Annotated in this window: 29 protein-coding genes; 26 read left to right on the forward strand and 3 right to left on the reverse strand. The window is 44.1% G+C overall.

The genetic code is table 11. From position 1 onward, the window contains the following. The first annotated feature begins 203 nt into the window (after positions 1-203). Together KN811_RS14310 and KN811_RS14315 are read left to right on the forward strand one after the other, a co-directional pair. Positions 204-1,058, forward strand: coding sequence for a UbiA prenyltransferase family protein (locus tag KN811_RS14310; RefSeq protein ID WP_187964716.1), 855 nt, complete (start codon positions 204-206; stop codon positions 1,056-1,058). A gap of 2 nt (positions 1,059-1,060) precedes the next feature. After that, on the forward strand, positions 1,061-1,444 hold the full coding sequence (locus KN811_RS14315; RefSeq protein WP_187964717.1) for a rhodanese-like domain-containing protein: 384 nt from the start codon (positions 1,061-1,063) through the stop codon (positions 1,442-1,444). A 41-nt stretch (positions 1,445-1,485) separates the two neighbouring features. Here KN811_RS14315 and KN811_RS14320 read toward each other — a convergent pair whose 3' ends face one another. The 3 genes from KN811_RS14320 to KN811_RS14330 all read right to left on the reverse strand — a co-directional run bounded on the left by KN811_RS14320 (position 1,486) and on the right by KN811_RS14330 (position 8,930). Beyond that, positions 1,486-3,525, reverse strand: coding sequence for a M3 family metallopeptidase (locus KN811_RS14320; RefSeq protein ID WP_187964718.1), 2,040 nt, complete (start codon positions 3,523-3,525; stop codon positions 1,486-1,488). 752 nt (positions 3,526-4,277) lie between these two features. Next, on the reverse strand, positions 4,278-5,726 hold the full coding sequence (locus KN811_RS14325; protein WP_187964719.1) for a SusD/RagB family nutrient-binding outer membrane lipoprotein: 1,449 nt from the start codon (positions 5,724-5,726) through the stop codon (positions 4,278-4,280). A gap of 12 nt (positions 5,727-5,738) precedes the next feature. Further along, positions 5,739-8,930 (reverse strand): SusC/RagA family TonB-linked outer membrane protein, encoded by a 3,192-nt coding sequence (locus KN811_RS14330; RefSeq protein WP_187964720.1) that lies wholly within the window; start codon positions 8,928-8,930, stop codon positions 5,739-5,741. A gap of 643 nt (positions 8,931-9,573) precedes the next feature. Between KN811_RS14330 and rpsL the strand changes: the two genes are divergently transcribed. The 24 genes from rpsL (at position 9,574) to rplO (ending at position 22,187) form a co-directional block, all read left to right on the forward strand. Further along, complete coding sequence (rpsL, locus tag KN811_RS14335) at positions 9,574-9,954, forward strand: 30S ribosomal protein S12 (RefSeq protein WP_187964721.1); 381 nt, start codon at positions 9,574-9,576, stop codon at positions 9,952-9,954. Positions 9,955-10,030: 76 nt separating this feature from the next. After that, a complete protein-coding gene (gene rpsG, locus KN811_RS14340; protein WP_187964722.1) occupies positions 10,031-10,507 on the forward strand; it encodes a 30S ribosomal protein S7 in 477 nt (158 codons plus the stop codon). 20 nt (positions 10,508-10,527) lie between these two features. After that, a complete protein-coding gene (fusA, locus tag KN811_RS14345) occupies positions 10,528-12,654 on the forward strand; it encodes an elongation factor G (protein WP_187964723.1) in 2,127 nt (708 codons plus the stop codon). Between the two features lie 11 nt (positions 12,655-12,665). Continuing rightward, positions 12,666-12,971, forward strand: coding sequence for a 30S ribosomal protein S10 (rpsJ, locus tag KN811_RS14350; RefSeq protein WP_072318085.1), 306 nt, complete (start codon positions 12,666-12,668; stop codon positions 12,969-12,971). A gap of 292 nt (positions 12,972-13,263) precedes the next feature. Next, the gene (gene rplC / locus KN811_RS14355; protein WP_187964724.1) at positions 13,264-13,881 is read left to right on the forward strand and encodes a 50S ribosomal protein L3; all 618 of its coding nucleotides are present in this window, start codon (positions 13,264-13,266) and stop codon (positions 13,879-13,881) included. After that, positions 13,881-14,510, forward strand: coding sequence for a 50S ribosomal protein L4 (rplD, locus tag KN811_RS14360; RefSeq protein ID WP_187964725.1), 630 nt, complete (start codon positions 13,881-13,883; stop codon positions 14,508-14,510). Before rplC ends, rplD begins: the two co-directional genes overlap by 1 nt. A 6-nt stretch (positions 14,511-14,516) precedes the next feature. Further along, positions 14,517-14,807, forward strand: coding sequence for a 50S ribosomal protein L23 (rplW, locus tag KN811_RS14365; RefSeq protein WP_187964726.1), 291 nt, complete (start codon positions 14,517-14,519; stop codon positions 14,805-14,807). A 12-nt stretch (positions 14,808-14,819) separates the two neighbouring features. Beyond that, positions 14,820-15,644 (forward strand): 50S ribosomal protein L2, encoded by an 825-nt coding sequence (rplB, locus tag KN811_RS14370; protein ID WP_187964727.1) that lies wholly within the window; start codon positions 14,820-14,822, stop codon positions 15,642-15,644. A 12-nt stretch (positions 15,645-15,656) separates the two neighbouring features. Continuing rightward, entirely contained in the window at positions 15,657-15,935 is a 279-nt protein-coding gene (gene rpsS, locus KN811_RS14375; protein WP_112369858.1) for a 30S ribosomal protein S19, read from the forward strand. Positions 15,936-15,945: 10 nt separating this feature from the next. Next, positions 15,946-16,353 (forward strand): 50S ribosomal protein L22, encoded by a 408-nt coding sequence (rplV, locus tag KN811_RS14380; RefSeq protein ID WP_187964728.1) that lies wholly within the window; start codon positions 15,946-15,948, stop codon positions 16,351-16,353. A gap of 7 nt (positions 16,354-16,360) precedes the next feature. Next, positions 16,361-17,071 carry a 30S ribosomal protein S3 gene (gene rpsC, locus KN811_RS14385; RefSeq protein ID WP_187964729.1) on the forward strand — a complete coding sequence of 237 codons (711 nt, stop codon included), beginning with the start codon at positions 16,361-16,363 and terminating at the stop codon, positions 17,069-17,071. A 20-nt stretch (positions 17,072-17,091) separates the two neighbouring features. After that, positions 17,092-17,511 carry a 50S ribosomal protein L16 gene (rplP, locus tag KN811_RS14390; RefSeq protein WP_187964730.1) on the forward strand — a complete coding sequence of 140 codons (420 nt, stop codon included), beginning with the start codon at positions 17,092-17,094 and terminating at the stop codon, positions 17,509-17,511. Between the two features lie 15 nt (positions 17,512-17,526). Then, complete coding sequence (gene rpmC / locus KN811_RS14395) at positions 17,527-17,718, forward strand: 50S ribosomal protein L29 (RefSeq protein WP_187964731.1); 192 nt, start codon at positions 17,527-17,529, stop codon at positions 17,716-17,718. A 17-nt stretch (positions 17,719-17,735) separates the two neighbouring features. Next, entirely contained in the window at positions 17,736-17,996 is a 261-nt protein-coding gene (gene rpsQ, locus KN811_RS14400) for a 30S ribosomal protein S17 (protein WP_187964732.1), read from the forward strand. A gap of 2 nt (positions 17,997-17,998) precedes the next feature. Further along, the gene (gene rplN, locus KN811_RS14405; RefSeq protein ID WP_187964733.1) at positions 17,999-18,367 is read left to right on the forward strand and encodes a 50S ribosomal protein L14; all 369 of its coding nucleotides are present in this window, start codon (positions 17,999-18,001) and stop codon (positions 18,365-18,367) included. Positions 18,368-18,381: 14 nt separating this feature from the next. Next, entirely contained in the window at positions 18,382-18,696 is a 315-nt protein-coding gene (gene rplX, locus KN811_RS14410) for a 50S ribosomal protein L24 (RefSeq protein ID WP_187964734.1), read from the forward strand. Positions 18,697-18,698: 2 nt separating this feature from the next. After that, positions 18,699-19,250: a 50S ribosomal protein L5 gene (rplE, locus tag KN811_RS14415; protein WP_187964735.1), complete on the forward strand. Its 552-nt coding sequence runs from the start codon at positions 18,699-18,701 to the stop codon at positions 19,248-19,250. Between the two features lie 2 nt (positions 19,251-19,252). After that, positions 19,253-19,522, forward strand: coding sequence for a 30S ribosomal protein S14 (gene rpsN, locus KN811_RS14420; protein ID WP_187964736.1), 270 nt, complete (start codon positions 19,253-19,255; stop codon positions 19,520-19,522). A 65-nt stretch (positions 19,523-19,587) separates the two neighbouring features. Beyond that, positions 19,588-19,986: a 30S ribosomal protein S8 gene (gene rpsH, locus KN811_RS14425; protein WP_187964737.1), complete on the forward strand. Its 399-nt coding sequence runs from the start codon at positions 19,588-19,590 to the stop codon at positions 19,984-19,986. Positions 19,987-20,005: 19 nt separating this feature from the next. Further along, the gene (gene rplF / locus KN811_RS14430) at positions 20,006-20,548 is read left to right on the forward strand and encodes a 50S ribosomal protein L6 (protein ID WP_187964738.1); all 543 of its coding nucleotides are present in this window, start codon (positions 20,006-20,008) and stop codon (positions 20,546-20,548) included. Between the two features lie 11 nt (positions 20,549-20,559). Further along, positions 20,560-20,916: a 50S ribosomal protein L18 gene (gene rplR, locus KN811_RS14435; protein WP_187964739.1), complete on the forward strand. Its 357-nt coding sequence runs from the start codon at positions 20,560-20,562 to the stop codon at positions 20,914-20,916. Between the two features lie 6 nt (positions 20,917-20,922). Beyond that, on the forward strand, positions 20,923-21,447 hold the full coding sequence (rpsE, locus tag KN811_RS14440; RefSeq protein WP_187964740.1) for a 30S ribosomal protein S5: 525 nt from the start codon (positions 20,923-20,925) through the stop codon (positions 21,445-21,447). A 12-nt stretch (positions 21,448-21,459) separates the two neighbouring features. Next, on the forward strand, positions 21,460-21,642 hold the full coding sequence (rpmD, locus tag KN811_RS14445) for a 50S ribosomal protein L30 (RefSeq protein WP_187964741.1): 183 nt from the start codon (positions 21,460-21,462) through the stop codon (positions 21,640-21,642). 92 nt (positions 21,643-21,734) lie between these two features. Then, complete coding sequence (gene rplO / locus KN811_RS14450; RefSeq protein WP_187964742.1) at positions 21,735-22,187, forward strand: 50S ribosomal protein L15; 453 nt, start codon at positions 21,735-21,737, stop codon at positions 22,185-22,187. Positions 22,188-22,192: the final 5 nt, after the last annotated feature.

Here is a 22,192-nt window from a genome sequence, read left to right on the forward strand (position 1 = left end):
GTGTGTAAATAAGTTGTGTTTGCGGCGCAAAAGTACATATTATATTTATTAAATATAACGTTTTCGGTGTTCTTGTACACAAAGTTTTTAACCGGGTCAGTCCACGTGATAATCAGCCAATGTGCCCATTCGATAAGTAGTATATTAACGAATTGACCGATTGGCATATTATCGAATTATCCTATTATCTTTATTTTTGTCAGATGAAGCTATTAACAAGGGTGTTCAACTTCTATATTGAGGCAAGTGTGCATGTGGCCCTGTCGGTTTATGCGCTGACCGTGATTACCTTGCTGAACTTTGATATGCCCTATGACGAAAATGTCTGCTACGCGGTTTTTTACGGAACTATTGTGGGCTATAATTTCATCAAGTATGGCAGCGAGGCCAGACGGTTCTATATGGTGGAGACCCGGCATGTAAAGACCATACAATATTTCAGTTTTATCTGTTTTGCTCTGTGTGTGTATTATGTGCTTCAATTGTCGGTTTCTTCCCTTGTTTTGTTGGGAGGGCTGGTAGTGCTGTCTTTTTTCTACGCTGTGCCTTTTTATACCTCGGTACGGAACATCCGAAATTCTCCCGGAATAAAAATATTTATTGTAGCCCTGGTATGGAGCGGGGTCACGGTGGGGCTGCCCGTTGTGAATCATTATGATCTGTTCCGGGCCGGTGGCGGAGCGGTCAGGGATGTGGGGATTGAATGGTTGCAGCGCTTCCTGTTCGTCATTGTGCTTACCATTCCTTTTGAGATCAGGGATATGGCAGTGGACGACCTGTCATTGGGGACCATACCGCAAAAAATAGGGATCGGGAATGCCAAATCGGTTGCGATTTTGTTGCTATGCCTGGTCCTGGTGGTGGAATTCCTTAAAAAAAACAGTTTTTGGCCGGATGTCGTATCTTTGTCTGTGATCCTGGTCTTGATGGTCCTGGCCCTGAGGTATTCGCAGGTAAAACAAAACAAGTATTATTGCAGTTTCTGGGTGGAGGGCATACCTGTTTTATGGGGCTTGCTGTTGTTGCTTTTGAACAATTTGATCACTTTAAAAACATAAAAATGAAGTATTGGATAGTACTGCTGTTCCTGTTGTCCGTTATCGGTGTGAGCGGGCAGGTGAAAAATGTGGATATAACCACAATAAAGGAAAGGGAGATGACCGGTAAATTCCTTGTGGATGTACGTACTCCGGAAGAATTTGCCGAAGGACATATCAAAGGGGCCCTGAACCTCAATTATGACGACCCTGATTTTGCGGCGCAATGGAAAGATATAGACAGGGAAACGCCTGTTTACCTGTATTGCGGGTCTGGCAAGCGAAGTACCAAAGCGGCCGGGGTGCTGGATTCCCTGGGATTTGAGAAAATATTCAACCTGAAAGGGGGATACCGGGCCTGGAAAAAGGCAAAGGACAAGAAAAAACCCGGAAACGATAGAGAATAAACAGGTCGTATCCGGGTTGTTTGTTTTATACGGAATCAGCTTCAGGATACTTTTTCCAGCAAACCTGCCCTTCTCAGCAGGGCGTCGGGTTTGGGCTCCTGCCCTCTGAAACGTTTGTACAGGACCATCGGGTTCTCTGTTCCTCCTTTAGAGAGCACATTGTCCTTGAACCTGTCAGCTACTTCCTTATTGAATATACCTTTTTCCTTAAAGAGTTCGAAAGCATCGGCATCGAGTACTTCCGCCCATTTGTAACTGTAATACCCGGAGGAGTACCCACCCTGGAATATATGGGAAAAGGCGGTACTCATACAGGTTTCCGGAGTTTTCGGATAAAGGTCGGTAAACGCAAAGGCCTGTGTTTCGTGTTCTTTTACATCGGTTACAGACGTGGGGTCTATGCCGTGCCAGTTCATATCGAGGAGGCCAAAACTCAACTGGCGCAAGGTTTGCATGCCTTCCATAAAATTAGAAGAATCTTTGATCTTTTTTATGTACTCCATGGGGAGGTCTTCCCCGGTTTCGTAATGTTTGGCAAATAGCTGCAGGGCTTCTTTTTCATAGCACCAGTTTTCCAGTACCTGGCTGGGGAGTTCTACAAAGTCCCAGTACACACTGGTACCGCTCAGTGTGGGGTAGGTGGTATTGGCCAGCATACCGTGAAGGGCATGGCCGAATTCGTGAAAAAGGGTGGTTACCTCGTTAAAGGTTAGCAGGGAAGGTTTGGTTTTTGTGGGCTTCGTAAAATTGCATACTATGGATATGTGCGGGCGTTCGTTGACCCCGTTCTCAATGCGTTGTGGTTTGTATGACGTCATCCAGGCGCCGTTGCGTTTTCCGGGCCGCGGGAAAAAGTCACCGTAGAAAAGTGCTGTAAATTGGCCCTTATCATCGGTTACTTTATAGGTTTTAACGTCTTCGTGATATTTGTCGATATCGTGAACCTCTTCAAAATTCAGGCCGTATAACTTGTGGGCTACGGTAAACACTCCGTCAATGACATTTTCCAGTTTAAAATAGGGTTTTAGCTTTTCGTCATCGAGATTAAAACGTTTTTGCTTGAGCTTTTCCGTATAGTAGGCCCCGTCCCATTTCTGAAGCTGGTCGATGCCGTCCTCTTCCCGGGCAAATTCCTGTAATTGTTCGAATTCTCTCTGGGCAGCGGGTTTTGCCTTTTCGAGCAGTTCGTTGAGGAAGCCGGTTACCTTTTGCGGGGTTTCTGCCATGCGTTCTTCGAGGACGTAATGGGCATGGGTCTTATATCCCAGCAGGTTGGCACGTTCAAACCGCAGGCGTGCAATTTTCAGTACAATGTCCTGGTTGTCGAGATTGTCATTGTGAAAACCTTTACTGCCGGAAGCCAGTGACATTTTTTTTCGAAGTTCCCGGTTGTCGGCATAGGTCATAAAGGGGACAAGGCTGGGATAGTCCAGCGTAAATATCCATCCGTCCTTACTCTTGCTTTCGGCCAGATTCCGGGCGGCTTCTACTGCTCCTGGGGGAAGCCCGGAAATATCTTTTTCGTCTGTGAGGTGAAGTTCAAACCTGTTGGTTTCGGCCAGGACGTTTTCTCCGAATTTAAGGCTCAGGGAAGAGAGTTCTTTGTCGATCTCCCGGAGTCTTTTTTTCTTTTCCTCCGGCAGTGCGGCACCATTCCGGGCAAAGGTTTTGTAGCGTTTGTCCAGCAGGGTTTGCTGCTCTGGGGTCAGGTGGAGTGTATCCTTTTGCCGGTAAACGGCTTCGACGCGTTTAAACAGCTCGGTATTGAGGCGTATGTCATTACCGAATTCGGCAAGCAGGGGAGAGACCTTCTGGGCCAGTTTCTGGATCTCGTCATTGGTCTCGGCACTGTTGAGGTTAAAGAACATACTTGTTATGCGGTCCAGGTACTCACCGGAGTAGTCCATGGCCGCTATGGTATTTTCAAAACCCGGCGGTTCGGGGTTGGAGGTGATCTGGTCTATTTCCTTTTTCGCGTTTTCGATTTCGTCCTCTATGAGGGATAAGTAGTCTCCGGACTGTATTTTGCTGAAAGGAGCAAAGCCGTACGGATTATTAAAGAGTTCTTTGGTGTTGCTCATGGATACAAGTTTTTACAATCTACGAATATAGGGTATCTGTATTAGAAGAAAAAGTTTTGGAGTTATGGAGTTGGGAGTTACAAAACGTGCCGGTTTTAAGAGCTCAGAAATCAGGTGATTGATGGGAGGGGCTTAATGTGAGGGCATAAAAAAGGGAGCTGCCTTACGACAGCTCCCCGAACTTACTGTGCTTATTAAATTAACATTTTCATGTTAAACTACCCCAAAAATAAACAACAGTAAAAGTCTAAACCAACCATGAATCTTAAAACAACTAACTAATCCAAAACTTGTATATGTTGAATTGTATGTTCTATATTTGTTGTTCTTCTTTCGGTCCCTGTTCTAGGGTGTTAAAGAATTACAATCCAAATATCCGATATGTTTGTTTTTTACGGATTTTGGCGGTCTAATCATTTGAGAAAATCGATAAAGTGTATGATTTTATCGATAAAGTGCAATATTCCATATGTTTTTGCTCCCTTAGGGCGTATTCCAAAATGCCTTGAGACTCTTCGACTTTAATTCATTCCGAGTCCCGTCGAAGGATTTAGGGCAACGCACTACTCCTGTGTGGAAGAAACCGGCCCGACCATAGGAAGGGAGCGTTCTTATGCCGGGTTTGTTGTCTTGAGTTAATTACAATAAAAAAATCCTGTAAAACCACTATGGATCTTACAGGATTTTTATAAAGCTATTATTCTGGTTTTAACTTTACACGTTCTGAAGTGAGTGTCGTTAAAACGTTTTTTTTAGTTTACGTCCCAGAACAATTTAGTGTCTAACTGATCTCCACCGATAGCAGATGATGCCTCGTTATAATTATCACCATTTTGATTCTGCTCTGTTCTCGGATAGATCATCCTTGTGGGGAGCTGGTCGAGTTCGGCAGTTTCGGGAGCGATCAATTGAGGGTAGTCTAACCTTCGGTATTCTGTCCAGGCTTCATATCCTCTGTTGAACAGGATCACCCATTTTTGATCTCCGATCTTCTGCTTATAGTCACCGGCAGCAGAATCGTAATCAACGGCAGGGTTAGACAGGTAGGTGTCTATATCTGCCTGTGATACTCCCCAGTACTCCATGTTAGACCGGATAGCTGCGGTATAGAAGTCCTTGGCATTGCCTCCAACACTATATCCTCTTTCTGCTGCCTCGGCCAGGTAGAAATTCACTTCTGCTGCGCTGTATATTAAGCCCTCCAGTTGCGGATCCCGAAAGATACTTCCATCGGCTTCCTGCCCGAGGTGAGATACACTATTATAATCATCTATGGTTTCTCCGTTTATCCCGCCTATATATTTGCCATTTACGGTGGAGAAGAAAATTGTCCTTCTCGGGTCTTCAAGCTCATTGACTTTGTCGATATATGTTTTTGCAGGTACGAAGTCATCCCTGTTGGAGTAAACGATATTTTCCCAAACGGGATTGGTGTTGGGCAATGTTCCCAGATATTGAAAAGCAAAGTTACCTTCGTTAGATACAAACACGTTTGGAGCAGCTTCTTCGACCAGGGTCTTTGAAAGGTCCGGGTTAAAATCTGCCAATGTCATGCCGAACTTTAACTTCAGTGCATTACCAAAAGCTATCCACTTGGAAATATCCCCGTGGTACACCAGGTCCTGATCGGTAAAATCTCCTGTACCGTAGTCAGTGTTCAGGTTACTTAAAGCAGTGTTCAGCCGTTCGATAAGGTCGTTATAGATAGCCTCAGCATCATCATATTTCGGCGTGACATTGGTAATATCCAGGGATTCTGTATAAGGTACATTACCAAACATATCTACCAGGTATTGATAGGTCAGTATCGTCTGTAGTTCTATAATGGCCAGTTGATTGGTCTTAATGCCCTGGTCATTATCGTTAAGGACTTCCTCGTTTTCGATGTTTTTGGTAGCTTCGTCCAGATCCTTGATCACATCCTTGTAAAAGGCTTCCCAGAGGTTTTCCGGAATTTGCCTTTGAATCTTGTATTGTTCTTCCTGGATATAGGTTACTTCAGTCCAGTGCTGAATAAACAATCTATAGTTATTGATGTTTACATTAGGGGTGTTCAACGCTCTGAAAAGCTCCCTTTGTGCACTACTCATCAGGGTAGACCCCGGAGCTTCGGGCGTGGTTTTCGGATCTTTATTCAGGTGATCTACTTCACAGGAGGTGAATATAGTTGCCACCAATATTATATATATGATCTTTTTCATTTTCATTAGGAATTAAAATTGAAGTTTTACATTAAATCCAACGTCCCTTGTAGTCGGTAATACACCTGACTGGAAGCCCTGGCTGTTTCCTGAGCTCAAACCGGCTTCAGGATCGGCATACGGAAGGTTTTTGTGGATGATCCACAGGTTGGAACCTACGAGAGATAATTCCAGATTATTGAAGAATGAATCTTCCAGGTATTTCTTGGGTAGGGTATAGGTCAGGGAAACTTCTCTTAACTTTATATAGGAAGCATCATATACATAGGCTCTATTGGGCATTTGTTCGTATCCCAGATTTCCATAGTCGCTCATGTCCAATCTTACATCGTTGGGTTCGCCATTTTCCTTAACTCCTGGGTGGATGATTCCCCCGCCATTTGCCAGTGGCGCTCTTTTAGGATTACCGAGGTCGTTGAGGCCTGCTGTTTCCTTATAGAGCCCTGTTCCGGTACCATACCACATATCCAGGGAATAAACGCTTCCTCCTTTTTGCATGTCGATCAAAAAGTTCAGTGCTAAGTTTTTATACCGGAAGGTGTTGGACAAACCTCCCATCCAATCGGGGTTTACATTTCCTATTTCGTTGGTGGTAGAGGTGTTAACGAGGTATAATCCGTCTTCTCCCACCACTTTGTTACCTTGATCGTCGTAAACAAAATCTGTACCTTTCAAAACGCCAAGAGGCTGACCTTTTTCAACATTGTAGGTTACATTGGACTGGTAGCTGTATAAAACAATATTGTCAATATCATCATACAGTTCCAATACCTTGTTTCTGTTCAAAGACCAGTTAACACCTACGTCCCAGGAAAAGTCTTCGGTTTTTACGGGAGTGGCGTTAAGGCTTACTTCTACTCCGCGGTTCCTGACTTCTCCGGAATTTACAAACCGTCTTGAATATCCTGTAGCTACGGTTACCGGTACCGGAAGGATCTGGTCAACTGTATTGGTTTGGTAGAAAGACAGGTCAAGTCCCAGTCTTCTTTGGAAGAATTGTAATTCAAGCCCCGCTTCCCAGCTTTTGGTCCTTTCCGATTTCAGGTCCGGGTTTCTTTTTTCGTCACTGACAGAAAACATTGTGGCATTATCGCCGAATAAAGGATCTTTGTCATAAGTGTCCAAAATGGAGGCAAATGGTGCGTCATTACCTACTTCGGCATAGTTTACCCGGAGTTTACCAAAGGTCAGCCATTCAATATCATTGGAGAATACATAGCTGGCTGTAACTGACGGGTAATAATAAGTGTTATTGTCTTTTGGCAGGGTAGATGACACATCGCGTCGAATGGTCCCTTCCAGGAACAGCATGTTATCGAATCCGAATGAAGCACTTGCAAAAATTCCATCAACAGCCTTCTTTTCTTCTGTTTCTGTTGGTGGCAATATAGGGTTTACCGAGTTGTTCAATGCATATAACCCAGGTACTTTTAAGCCTCCGTTGGTACTCTGCAGAATGGTATTGAGATAGCTTCTTCTGGAGTTCATACCCAATAAACCTGTAAAACTTATCCTGTCAGATATATTGGTGTTGAAATTGAGTAACAGATCGTAGTTCAATTCTGTAAAGTTCCTGTTGTATCTTTGATACTGGGACGGGCGGTTAGAGCCAACGGCTACCCTTTCTTCCTGAATATAGTCGTAGGTATCCACAGAAGCCCTACCTGTGATGGAGAACCAGTCATTCACATCATAATTTACGGCTCCAAAACCAAAGAACCTGTTTTTTCTGTCACTTTCATAGCTTTCATATCTCTGGAAATAAGGGTTGTCATGATAAGCGGGAACGAGGTCGTTCTGGCTTTTGGTATTCCAGGTAATATTTCTTCCTGTTGAGAAATAGGCGTTACGCTGTTCTTTCAGATCTACGTTGGTTTGCCACCATTGTCTGAAAGCAGATACAATATTATCGCTATACCCGGTCTCATTCCGTCCCGTAACATTTGTTTTTATGTAGTTGGCGGCACCCGATACGGTGATCTTGTCAGACAGGTTATGTGAAGCGCTGAAATTAATGGTGTGTCTTTTCAATTTACTGTTAGGTAATATTCCGTCCTGATCCAAACGGGTGTAGGATAGTCGGAAAGACGATTCGTCCGTACCTCCGGATACGGAAACACTATTGGTTTGTGTAACGGATTGCTCGAAAAAAGCCGCCGCACCATTTTTTGCTGCAACCCATGGGGTTTTCTGCATGTACGTGGGCAATGCAGGGTCGAATGAGTTCCACTGGTATACCATTAAATTAGGGTCGAAAGCAGGGCCGTAAGAGGCATCGTGTCCGGTAAGTACTATTTTGTCATTAACACCATCTCCGTCGAAGTCCACATTTTCCCTGAAAGAAGGGCCATAACCTGCACCATATTCTTTTTGGTATTCGGGGAATGTCTTCTTGTCGATCTTCCCGATAATGGTACTGTTGGTTATGGTTACACCCAGGCCTTGATCTTTCTTCCCTTTTTTTGTGGTGATGATAATGGCACCATTTGCGGCCCTGGAACCGTATAAGGCTGTCGCAGCAGCTCCCTTGAGGACGTTCATGCTCTCTATGTCGTCCGGATTAATGTCCGAAGCTCCGTTTCCAAAGTCAAAACCACTGCCACCACTTAACTGGGTGTTGTCGTTAATGTTGCTGTTATCGATCGGAACCCCGTCAACAACCCACAAAGCCTGGTTGTTACCTGTTATGGAGTTGGATCCCCGGATAACCACATTGGTAGAACCACCCATGTTGTTGTTCCTCTTAATCTGTAAACCAGAAACTTTTCCGGAAAGAGCGTTGGCAACGTTTCCGGATTGTACTGTAGATACAGCATCGCCTCCTACTTCCTGGGAAGAATATCCGAGTTGCTTTTTCTCTCTGGATATCCCAAGAGCAGTAACAACAACTTCTTCGAGAGCCTGGGCATCTTCTTCCAGTTGTATATTTACAGCAGAAGATGCACCGATAACTACTTCAGTAGTCTTCATTCCGATATAGGACACCACTAAAGTCTGTCCTTCACTCGCATCGATGGTAAAGTTACCGTCAAAGTCCGTCTGAGTTCCCGTGCTGGTCCCTTTTACCAGGATGTTTACTCCGGGTAGTGGCATGCCATCAGCTGCGCTGGTGACTGTGCCGGAAACCGTTTTTTCCTGTGCAAGACCAATTTGCACCATTAACGCCAGAAAAAGCGTTAAGATTCCGCTAAATTTTGTTCTCATGTTTGTGACAATTATTTTGAATTAGTGCCCCAAATATGTGCAAAAAACCTAACGTTAACAATTTCTTAATCACGACTTGCAATGAAACGCGAAGCCTTGTTTTCTGAATATTAACTTAAATATTGTTATTGCGATGTTAAAACATTTAAATGTTGGTATTTTTACTCTTTTAAAACTTAAAAACTGAAATAATTTGTAAAAATATACTATGTCAATTTAGTTGTTAATTTTTTTATTTTTTAGTAGGAAAAGTTCTCCTTTTATGTGAATTGAACGTAAAATATGTCGTTCTTGTGAAAGTTTCTGAGTATGGTGCCTCCAAAAGCTATTTTTGTAACAGGATGAGGTGTTGCAGCAGTGTTTTTTTGTGAGTAGCTAAAAAAGGTGATTAGTTTTGCAGGAAACTGTCTTTTGTGGTTTTGGTATGTGGTTTGGATGCGGAAAATTTCCTAAAGGGTGAAAGAGGGTGTTATATATACTTATTGTGTATGGTTTGTAGATTTTTTTGTGCGAGGGGCGCGAAACGGACCTACATGAAAGAAAATTAATTATTTATGATTTGAATTTTTGAAAAATATTTCTACCTTTGCCACCCTCTAAAAAGAGGGTTTATTTAATTTAAACAATTATCGTAAAGTAAATTATGCCAACAATTTCACAATTAGTACGAAAAGGAAGGGCCAGTATTACCAAGAAGAGTAAATCGGTTGCTTTGGATTCGTGTCCTCAACGAAGAGGGGTTTGTACGCGTGTTTACACTACTACACCTAAAAAGCCAAACTCTGCGATGCGTAAGGTTGCTCGTGTGCGTTTGACTAATGGTAATGAAGTGAACGCGTATATCCCGGGTGAGGGGCACAACCTCCAGGAGCACTCGATAGTATTGGTAAGAGGCGGAAGGGTAAAAGACCTGCCGGGTGTCCGGTATCACATTGTTCGCGGTGCGCTGGATACTGCCGGTGTACAGGGAAGAACGCAAAGAAGGTCTAAATACGGTGCAAAACGTCCTAAGGACAAAAAGTAATCGTTCCACGGCGATCAGTAGAGGCGCACGGCCGTGTGTCTTTAGCGATTTAGTCAAAAACAATTAATGTAAAGACATGAGAAAAAGAAAGGCAAAAAAGAGACCTCTTTTACCGGATCCCAGGTTTAATGACCAGTTGGTAACGCGTTTCGTGAACAACCTGATGTGGGATGGTAAGAAGTCCGTAGCATTCAAGATATTTTACGATGCTATTGATATCGTAGAAGAAAAAAAGCAAAACGACGAAAAGGCCGCTCTGGATATATGGAAGGATGCGTTGTCTAACGTAATGCCGCACGTAGAGGTGAGAAGCCGCCGTGTGGGAGGTGCAACTTTCCAGATCCCTATGCAGATCAGGCCGGACAGAAAGGTGTCTATGGCTATGAAGTGGCTCATCGGGTTTGCCCGAAAGCGAAATGAGAAATCTATGGCTCAGAAACTTGCGGCTGAAGTTCTGGCGGCTGCCAAAGAAGAGGGAGCTGCGGTGAAGAAAAGAGTGGATACGCACAAAATGGCTGAAGCTAACAAAGCATTCTCTCACTTTAGGTTTTAATAGCTAAGAATATCAATAAAATGGGAAGAGATTTAAAATATACTAGAAATATCGGTATTGCTGCACACATCGATGCAGGGAAAACAACAACGACAGAGCGTATATTGTTTTATACCGGTGTTAGTCATAAAGTAGGAGAGGTGCACGATGGGGCTGCGACCATGGACTGGATGGAGCAGGAGCAGGAGCGTGGTATTACCATTACCTCTGCTGCGACCACCTGTACCTGGAATTTTCCAATGGAAAATGCCAAGCCTACTCCGGAGACAAAGCCGTACAACTTTAATATTATAGATACTCCCGGCCACGTAGATTTTACGGTAGAAGTAAACCGATCGTTGAGGGTTCTCGATGGATTGGTTTTTTTGTTTAGTGCCGTAGATGGTGTGGAGCCGCAGTCTGAAACCAACTGGAGGCTTGCCGATAACTATAAGGTGCCCAGAATGGGATTTGTGAACAAGATGGACCGTCAGGGGTCTAACTTCCTTAATGTGTGTAAGCAGGTTAAGGAGATGTTAGGGTCTAATGCGGTGCCGATCGTGTTGCCTATCGGAGACGAAGCTGATTTTAAAGGTATTGTGGACCTGGTGAAGAACAGGGCTGTAGTGTGGCATGACGAGAATTTCGGTTCTACTTTCGACGTGGTGGATATCCCTGCCGATATGCAGGAAGAAGTTGACCAGTACAGGGCTCAGTTGATAGAGGCCGTGGCTGAATATGACGAGAGCCTGATGGAAAAATTCTTTGAGGATGAAAATTCCATCACCGAAGATGAAATACATGCTGCTTTGCGTGCTGCGGTTATGGATATGAGTATCATACCTATGATCTGTGGTTCGTCGTTTAAAAACAAAGGAGTACAGTTTCTTTTAGATGCAGTGTGCAGATACCTGCCTTCTCCTTTGGATAAAGATGCCATTATAGGAACTAATCCTGATACTGAAGAAGAGGTGACGCGAAAGCCCGATGTTACAGCGCCTTTTGCAGCGCTTGCATTTAAGATCGCTACCGACCCTTTTGTGGGGCGTCTGGCATTCTTCAGGGCGTATTCCGGAAAACTGGACGCAGGTTCTTATGTATTGAACTCCCGTTCCGGTAAAAAAGAGAGGATCTCCCGTATCTACCAGATGCACTCTAACAAGCAGAACGCTATTGATTCCATTGCTGCCGGAGATATCGGAGCTGCAGTAGGATTTAAGGATATAAAAACCGGAGACACGCTGTGTGACGAGAAACACCCCATAGTTTTAGAAAGTATGGACTTCCCGGATCCGGTGATTGGTATCGCTGTTGAGCCTAAAACCAAGGCCGATGTCGATAAGCTGGGTATGGCACTTGCCAAGCTGGCGGAAGAAGACCCGACATTCCAGGTGAAGACCGACGAAGCATCAGGGCAGACCATTATCTCAGGAATGGGAGAGCTGCACCTCGATATTATCGTTGATCGTCTGAGGCGTGAATTCAAGGTGGAAGTAAGCCAGGGACAGCCTCAGGTAGAATACAAGGAAGCTATCACTGGTTCAGCAGATCACAGGGAAGTGTACAAGAAGCAAACCGGTGGTCGTGGTAAATTCGCCGATATTGTATTTACTATGGAACCTGCAGAAGAAGGCAAGTCCGGTCTGGAGTTCGTTAATGTGATTAAAGGGGGTAATATCCCGAAAGAATATGTTCCATCCGTAGAAAAAGGATTCAGAGAGGCGATGAAAAACGGACCTTTGGCCGGATTCGAAATGGATGCCATGAAAGTTACACTGAAAGACGGATCTTTCCACCCTGTGGATTCCGATTCCCTGTCTTTTGAATTGGCTGCGAAATTAGGTTATAAAGTTGCTGCTAAGGCAGCGAGAGCTGTATTGATGGAGCCCATCATGAAACTCGAGGTGCTTACCCCCGAAGAAAATATGGGTGATATTGTAGGTGACCTTAACCGTCGTCGTGGCCAGGTGAACAATATGGATGACAGGGCTGGTTCTAAAGTGATCAAAGCTGAAGTGCCGTTGTCTGAAATGTTTGGTTATGTAACTTCGTTGAGGACCCTGTCATCAGGTAGGGCAACTTCAACTATGGAATTTTCTCACTATGCGGAAACTCCTGCGAATATAGCTGAAGAAGTGATTAAGAAAGCAAAAGGGGTTGAAGCCTAAATTTTACGAAGATGAGTCAGAAAATTAGAATAAAATTAAAATCATACGATCACAATCTGGTAGACAAGTCTGCAGAGAAGATTGTAAAAACAGTAAAAACTACCGGAGCTGTGGTAACAGGTCCTATCCCGTTACCTACTCATAAAAAACTGTTTACTGTATTGCGTTCACCACACGTGAACAAAAAATCCAGGGAGCAGTTTCAGTTGAGTTCTTATAAGAGGTTGCTCGATATTTACAGCTCCTCTTCCAAGACCATCGACGCCCTGATGAAGCTCGAATTACCGAGTGGAGTTGAGGTAGAGATCAAGGTCTGATACCTCGGCTGTGCTCGGCAACTGAAGGGCTTCATCCGTCACCGGGGTAGCTTAGGTTGTGCGATAATTGTCGATGCAAGCAGATCATCGGTTCCTGAGCGGAGCCGAAGGACATGTCCGGAGCGATTCGCGAAGGAAAAACGGTAACAAAAAATATATTCAGGGTTGAAATATGTTTTTTGACCCTGAATTTTTTGATAAGTAAATTTATTAATAACGAAGGTTTGGGTTTTGGATGGTCAGAACCGGGTTCTGAAATCTGAAATCTAGGATCTAAAATCTAAAAATCAGTATGTCTGGGTTAATTGGTAAAAAAGTAGGCATGACCAGCATTTTTGACGAGAACGGAAAGAATGTTCCGTGTACCGTTATCGAGGCTGGTCCATGCGTGGTTACCCAAGTCAGAACCAAAGAGGTTGACGGGTATGAGGCTCTTCAGCTTGGTTTCGATGACAAGGCAGAAAAACGTGCTAGTAAGGCCGAACTTGGCCACTTTAAGAAAGCAGGGGTTTCGCCTAAGAAAAAGATCGTCGAGTTCCAGGGCTTTGAAGGAGAATTTAAATTGGGAGACACCATTACGGTAGAGCACTTTGTAGAAGGAGAGTTCGTAGATGTGGCCGGGACTTCCAAAGGAAAAGGATTCCAGGGTGTTGTTAAGAGACACGGTTTTGCCGGAGTAGGGCAAGCTACTCACGGTCAGCACAACCGTCTCAGGGCACCGGGATCCATTGGTGCGGCGTCTTATCCTTCCAGGGTATTCAAAGGAATGCGAATGGCCGGTAGGACTGGAGCCGAAAGAGTAACAGTAGAAAACCTGAAAGTGTTGAAAGTGGTTCCGGAAAAGAACCTTATCGTGGTAAAAGGCTGTGTTCCGGGACATAAAAACGCTTATGTAATAGTTCAGAAGTAATGGAAGTAGCAGTATTAGATATAAACGGAAAAGAAACAGGCAGAAAGGCGAACCTTTCCGATGCTGTTTATGCGATAGAGCCAAACAATCATGCTGTTTATCTCGACGTGAAGCGCTACCTGGCCAACCAGCGTCAGGGAACACATAAATCCAAAGAAAGAGGAGAGATCGCCGGAAGTACCCGAAAGATCAAGAAGCAGAAGGGAACCGGTACTGCACGTGCGGGAAGCATCAAATCTCCTGTTTTTGTAGGAGGAGGAAGAATTTTCGGTCCAAGGCCGAAAGATTACACTCAGAAACTCAACAAAAACGTGAAGCGCCTTGCCCGAAAATCAGCCCTGAGCATAAAGGCTAAAGAAGAGGCGATCGTGGTTGTGGAAGATCTCAAATTCGATGCTCCGAAAACCAAAGATCTCACTTCTGTCCTGAAAGCCTTAGGGTTAGAGGGTAAAAAATCGCTGTTTGTATTGGGTGAGCCAAATAAAAATGTATATTTGTCGTCACGCAATTTAAAGACCTCTGAGGTTGTAAGTGTTTCAGAATTAAGCACTTATAAAATTCTGAATGCCAGCAATGTGGTGCTTCTTGAAGGAGCATTGGAAGGAATTGAGTCGAATTTAAGCAAATAAGAAACCATGAGTGTGTTAATTAAGCCTATAATTACGGAAAAAGCGACCGCTGATAGCGAGATCAACAATCGTTTTGGTTTCATTGTAGACAGTAATGCCAACAAACTGCAGATCAAAGATGCTGTAGAAGCAACTTATGGTGTTACTGTTGAGAAAGTTCGAACCATGAATTACGGTCCTAAGAGAAGTGTTCGCTATACCAAGGCCGGAATACAATACGGTAAGACGAATGCCATTAAAAAGGCAGTCGTTCAGGTAGCTGAAGGAGATACTATTGATTTTTATAGTAATATATAAGGAAAGACAAAAATGTCAGTTAGAAAATTAAAACCCGTAACCCCGGGGCAGCGTTTTAGAGTAGTAAACGGATTTGACGCGATTACTACTGATAAGCCGGAGAAGAGTTTGCTCGCTCCGTTAAAAAAGACCGGGGGTAGAAACAGTCAAGGAAAAATGACCATGCGCTACAGAGGTGGTGGTCATAAGAGAAAGTATCGTATTATAGACTTCAAGAGAGATAAGACAGGTGTTGAGGCTACGGTGGAATCTATTCAGTACGATCCGAACAGAACGGCGTTTATCGCTCTGCTGAAGTACAGTGATGGTGAAAAGCGATATGTTATTGCTCAGAATGGTTTGAAAGTTGGCCAGACAGTGGTTTCCGGCTCGGGAAGTGCTCCCGAGATCGGTAATGCTATGCCGCTTTCTGAACTTCCATTGGGTACTGTAGTTTCTTGTATAGAACTGCGTCCGGGACAGGGAGCTGTAATGGCTCGTAGTGCCGGTGCCTTTGCACAGTTAATGGCAAGGGAAGGGAAGTACGCTACCATAAAACTCCCTTCAGGGGAAACCAGGCTTGTCCTGGGGGCTTGCTTTGCTACCGTTGGAGTAGTGTCTAACTCCGATCACCAATTGATCGTTTCCGGGAAAGCCGGTAGGAGCAGATGGCTCGGAAGAAGACCGAGAACAAGGCCTGTGGCCATGAACCCGGTAGATCACCCGATGGGTGGTGGTGAAGGAAGGGCTTCCGGAGGACATCCGAGGTCCAGAAACGGAATCCCGGCCAAAGGCTTCAAGACCCGTTCCCGAACCAAGGCAAGTAATAGGTATATTGTAGAACGTAGAAAGAAATAAAAGAAATTACAGATGGCACGTTCGTTAAAGAAAGGACCTTACGTTCACTATAGTCTGGAAAAGAAAGTACAGCAAAACATAGAATCTGGAAAGAAAACGGTTATTAAAACCTGGTCCAGAGCTTCTATGATTACACCGGATTTTGTAGGACAGACTATAGCAGTACACAATGGTCGTCAGTTCGTTCCCGTATATGTTACAGAGAACATGGTGGGGCATAAGTTAGGAGAATTTTCACCGACAAGGTCCTTCCGGGGGCATGCCGGTGCAAAGAATAAAGGAAAAAAATAAGTAGGAAGCTATGGGAGTTCGCAAAAGACAAAGAGCAGAGCAAATAAAGGAGGCTAAACGCGAGTTAGCATTTGCAAAGTTGAATAACTGCCCTACTTCACCCAGAAAAATGCGCCTGGTGGCGGATTTGGTAAGAGGTGAGAAAGTAGAAAAAGCGCTTGCTATTTTGAAATTCAGCCAAAAAGAAGCATCCCGTCGTCTGGAAAAACTGTTGTTGTCTGCAATAGCCAACTGGCAGGCCAAGAACGAAGATGCTGATATTGAAGAAGCAGACCTGTACGTAAAAGAGATTCGCGTAGACGGAGGAAGCATGCTGAAAAGGCTTCGTCCTGCTCCCCAGGGTCGTGCGCACAGGATAAGAAAACGTTCCAACCACGTAACACTGGTACTTGGAGCTAATAATAACACACAAAGCTAGGAGATAAATGGGACAAAAAACAAATCCAATCGGAAATCGCCTTGGGATTATCAGAGGATGGGAATCTAACTGGTACGGAGGCAAGGACTACGGTGACAAGATCGCCGAAGACGATAAGATAAGAAAATATGTTCACGCTCGTTTATCGAAAGCTAGTGTATCCAGGGTAATCATTGAGCGCACCCTGAAACTTGTAACCGTTACTATCACCACCGCACGTCCCGGTATCATTATCGGTAAAGGCGGTCAGGAGGTAGACAAGCTGAAGGAAGAGCTCAAGCAAATTACCGACAAAGAGGTTCAGATCAACATCTTTGAGATCAAAAGGCCTGAGTTGGATGCTAATCTTGTAGCAGCAAGTGTCGCCCGTCAGATAGAAAGCAGGATCAGCTACAGACGTGCGATAAAAATGGCTATTGCTGCGGCGATGAGGATGAATGCAGAAGGAGTTAAGATACAGATCTCCGGCCGTCTGAACGGTGCTGAAATGGCGCGTTCAGAATCTTACAAAGATGGAAGGATACCTCTGTCTACCTTTAGAGCTGATATTGATTACGCACTGCACGAAGCGCACACCACTTATGGTAGGCTCGGTATAAAAGTGTGGATCATGAAAGGCGAGGTTTACGGCAAAAGAGAACTGTCTCCGCTGGTTGGTATGTCCAAAAAACAGCAGGGAGGAAAAGGCGGTGCCAAAAAAGCTCGTCGCAGAAAGTAATTTTTTAAAGTTAGGAAAAAATGTTACAGCCAAAAAGAACCAAATATCGTAAACAGCAGAAGGGGCGTATGAAAGGGATTTCCCAGAGAGGGCATGAACTTTCTAACGGAATGTTTGGTATAAAATCTCTGGATTCATCATTCATTACAGCGCGTCAGATAGAAGCTGCACGTATTGCAGCTACCCGTTATATGAAAAGGGAAGGGCAGTTGTGGATAAAGATATTTCCGGACAAGCCGATCACCAAGAAGCCTCTTGAAGTACGTATGGGTAAAGGTAAAGGTGCAGTAGAATACTGGGCTGCAGTAGTAAAACCAGGCAGAATTATGTTCGAGATCGGAGGAGTGCCGATGGACGTGGCTAAAGAAGCATTGCGTCTGGCCGCTCAAAAACTTCCGGTAAAAACAAAATTCATTGTAGCAAGGGATTATTCAGCTTAATTAATTTGAGGAACAATGAAACAGTCAGAAATTAAAGAATTATCTGTTGCTGAGCTGCAGGAAAGGCTTGGTGAATTCAAGAAGAATTATGCAGACCTGAAAATGGCTCATGCCATCACTCCTCTGGAAAATCCGCTTCAGCTCAGAAAAGCTAGAAGAACGGTTGCAAGGTTGGCCACTGAGCTCACTAAAAGAGAATTACAATAATTCTATGCTGCTTTAAGATGGAAGAAACAAGAAAATTAAGAAAAGAAAGAATAGGTGTTGTTACCAGTAACAAAATGGAAAAATCCATAGTGGTTTCTGAAGTAAAGCGGGTAAAACACCCTATGTACGGAAAATTCGTGTTGAAGACTAAAAAATATGTCGCACACGACGAACAGAACGATTGCAACATTGGAGATACTGTTAAAATAATGGAGACCCGTCCGTTAAGTAGAACCAAGTGTTGGAGGTTAGTTGAAATCATTGAAAGAGCGAAGTAATTATGGTACAGCAAGAATCAAGATTAAAAGTAGCCGATAATACCGGGGCCAAGGAAGTCCTGACTATTCGCGTTCTCGGAGGTACAAAAAGAAGATATGCTTCCGTAGGAGATAAGATCGTGGTTACCGTAAAAGAAGCCACACCTAACGGAAACGTAAAGAAAGGACAGGTATCCACAGCTGTGGTTGTTCGTACCAAAAAGGAAGTAAGAAGGCCCGATGGCTCTTACATCCGTTTTGATGACAATGCTTGCGTACTGTTAAATGCCACCGGAGAAATGCGCGGAACCCGTGTATTCGGACCGGTAGCCAGAGAACTTCGCGACAAGCAGTTTATGAAGATCGTATCATTAGCGCCTGAGGTGCTGTAATACATTTGGTAAAAATGATAAAGCTAAAGATAAAATCAGGAGATACAGTAAGGGTTATTGCCGGAGAGCACAAAGGTGAAGAAGGGAAGGTCCTTAAAGTAGATCGTGAAAAGAACAAGGCGATCGTAGAGGGTGTGAACATGGTTTCCAAACATCAGAAACCCAGTGCACAAAGTCCTCAGGGAGGGATCGTTAAGAAAGAAGCTCCTCTGCACATATCCAACCTGTCTTTGATCGACCCGAAGTCGAAAGAAGCTACAAGGGTAGGATATGAAGTAAGAGATGGCAAGAAAGTGAGAGTTTCCAAGAAATCTAATGAAGTAATTTAGTTATGGCTTACATTCCGAGATTGAAACAAGAGTATAAGGAGAGAGTTATTTCTGCTCTTACAGAAGAATTTGGGTACAAGAATGTCATGGAAGTGCCTAAGCTGAAAAAGATCGTGCTTAGTCGCGGTGTCGGAGCTGCCGTTGCGGATAAAAAGTTGATCGACCACGCGGTAGATGAACTGGGTAAGATTACCGGGCAAAAAGCCGTATCTACTGTATCTAAAAAGGACGTTGCTTCATTTAAACTTCGTAAGGGAATGCCGATTGGGGCAAAAGTGACCCTTCGCGGAGAACAAATGTACGAATTCCTGGACAGGCTGGTCACTTCAGCTTTGCCAAGGGTTAGAGACTTTAACGGTATCAAGGCCACAGGTTTTGACGGTAGGGGAAATTATAACCTCGGTATCACCGAACAGATCATATTTCCCGAGATCGATATTGACAAGGTGAACAAGATCTCCGGTATGGATATTACCTTTGTAACTTCTGCCAATACCGATAAAGAGGCAAAATCATTGTTAAGTGAATTAGGATTACCTTTTAAAAAGAATTAAGTATGGCTAAAGAATCCATGAAAGCCCGCGAGGTGAAGAGACAAAAGCTGGTTGCCAAATATGCCGCTAAACGCAAGGCGCTGATAGAGGCCGGCGATTACGAGGCATTGCAAAAACTGCCCAAGAACGCTTCACCTGTAAGGCTGCACAACCGATGCAAGCTCACAGGTAGGCCTAAAGGGTATATGAGGGTCTTCGGTATTTCTCGTGTAACCTTCCGCGAAATGGCAAACCAGGGACTGATCCCCGGGGTTAAGAAAGCAAGTTGGTAAAATTTTAACTGGTAGTAAGTTCGGGATATGATCGTTCCGAAAACTGTTACCGCAAATAGATACAGATGTTTACAGATCCGATAGCAGATTATTTGACAAGAATCAGGAACGCTAATAGCGCTGGGCACAGGGTAGTAGAGATTCCTGCTTCTAACTTGAAGAAAGAGATCACCAAGATCCTGTTCGATCAGGGGTATATCCTGAGCTACAAGTTTGAAGACAACACCGTACAGGGAACTATAAAGATCGCCCTGAAGTATGACAAGGCTACCAAAGAGCCCGTTATCAAAAAAATACAGCGTGTGAGTAAGCCCGGGCTGCGTAAGTATGTTAGCTCTGCAGATCTGCCCAGAGTATTGAATGGCCTTGGTATAGCTGTAGTGTCTACTTCTCACGGAGTGATGACCAGCAAGCAGGCCAAGAATGAGAAGGTGGGTGGTGAAGTATTGTGTTACGTTTACTAAATTATAAAGACAAGGAAAAATGTCAAGAATAGGGAAAAGTCCAATCAATATACCTGATGGTGTTACCGTAACTATTGATGGTAACAAGGTAACCGTTAAGGGTAAATTAGGCGAATTAACTCAGGAAGTTAAAGACGTTGCTGTGAAGCAAGAGGATGGACAAATTGTGATAGAAACCACTGCAGATACCAAAGACCAGAATGCCAAGAGCGGTCTGTACAGAAGCCTTATCAATAATATGGTAGAAGGGGTATCGGCCGGATTTACCAAGGAGTTGGAATTGGTAGGTGTAGGTTACAGGGCCAGCAACCAGGGGCAGAAGCTCGACCTGGCTCTCGGATTTTCTCACAACATCGTTTTGGAACTGGCGCCGGAAGTAAAGGTGGAAACCGTTTCCGAAAAAGGGAAAAACCCCATTATAAAACTTACATCATCTGATAAACAGTTGGTGGGCCAGGTAGCGGCAAAGATCCGTTCGTTCCGTAAACCGGAGCCTTATAAAGGTAAAGGAGTTAAGTTTGTCGGTGAGCAATTAAGGAGAAAAGCAGGTAAATCAGCTTAATAATTAGCATTATGGCATTATCAAAGACGGAAAGAAGACAACGTATTAAGAACAGGATCAGGAAGGTGATCAGCGGTACTGCAGAAAGACCCAGGCTGGCTGTTTTTAGGAGCAATAAAGAGATTTATGCACAACTGGTAGACGATGTAAAAGGAGTAACCCTTGTAGCGGCATCTTCCAGGGATAAAGAGATTGCCGGCTCAAAAGGCACCAAAACAGAAGTATCTGCATTGGTTGGAAAAGCAATAGCCGAAAAGGCATTGAAAGCCGGGATAGAGATCGTTTCCTTCGACAGAGGAGGGTATCTGTATCACGGAAGAGTAAAATCATTAGCGGAAGGTGCTAGGGAAGCAGGACTAAAATTCTAAGAAATTATGTTTCAGAAATACAAAAACGCAGAATTGGTAAAACCCGGCGGACTGGAATTGAAAGACCGCTTGGTTGGCGTACAGAGAGTTACTAAGGTTACTAAAGGAGGTAGAGCATTCGGCTTTTCTGCTATAGTGGTAGTAGGAGATGAAAACGGTGTTGTAGGACACGGCCTGGGCAAATCCAAAGAGGTTGCCGATGCCATATCCAAAGCCGTTGAGGATGCTAAGAAAAACCTCGTTCGTATTCCTTTGAACAAAGGAACCCTGCCTCATGAGCAAAAAGGGAAATACGGAGGTGCACGAGTGTACATTCAACCCGCTTCTCACGGTACCGGTGTTATTGCCGGTGGGGCAGTGCGTTCGGTTCTCGAAGCAGTGGGAGTACACGACGTATTGTCTAAATCCCAGGGCTCTTCCAACCCTCACAATGTGGTAAAAGCTACTTTCGACGCTTTGTTGCAGTTGAGGGGTGCCAATACGGTAGCCGCACAACGAGGCATTTCTTTAGAAAAAGTTTTTAAAGGGTAAACAAGGATAAAAATGGGAAAGATCAGAGTTACACAAGTAAGGAGCAACATCAAGCGTCCCCAGGATCAAAAGAGGACCCTTGAAGCTCTTGGCCTTAGAAAAATAGGACAGGTAGTAGAACACGACGCTACACCAAATATCCTTGGTATGGTAAATAAAGTTAAACACTTGGTTTCTGTAGAAGAGACTAAATAGATTTTAGATGGACGATTTTGGATTTTAGATTGAGAAAATCAACAATCGTAAATCGTAAGTCGTAAGTCGTAAATCGTAAATAATTTTTAAGTATGAACTTAAGTAACTTACAACCAGCAAAAGGTTCAGTACACAAGGACGGAAAGCGAGTAGGCCGGGGAGAGGGTTCCGGAAAAGGTGGTACTGCAACACGTGGTCATAAAGGAGCCAAGTCGCGTTCCGGATACTCCAAGAAGATCGGTTTTGAAGGAGGGCAGATGCCACTTCAAAGGCGTGTCCCTAAATTCGGTTTTAAAAATATTAACCGCAAAGAATACGTAGGGATAAACCTGGGTAAATTACAGGACATGGTGGATAAAGGTGTGATCACTGACACTGTGGATATGGATATTTTGATCAACAACAAAGTAGTAAAGCGTTCCGACCTGGTAAAAATACTCGGCGGAGGCGAACTGAAAACAAAGTTAAAAGTATCTGTACATAAATTTACCGCCAGCGCTAAAGAAGCCATTGAAAAGGCAGGAGGCGAAGCGGTAGCTTTATAAGAAAA

It is taken from the genome of Sinomicrobium weinanense, assembly GCF_018863395.1.
Taxonomy (GTDB): Bacteria; Bacteroidota; Bacteroidia; order Flavobacteriales; family Flavobacteriaceae; genus Sinomicrobium; species Sinomicrobium weinanense.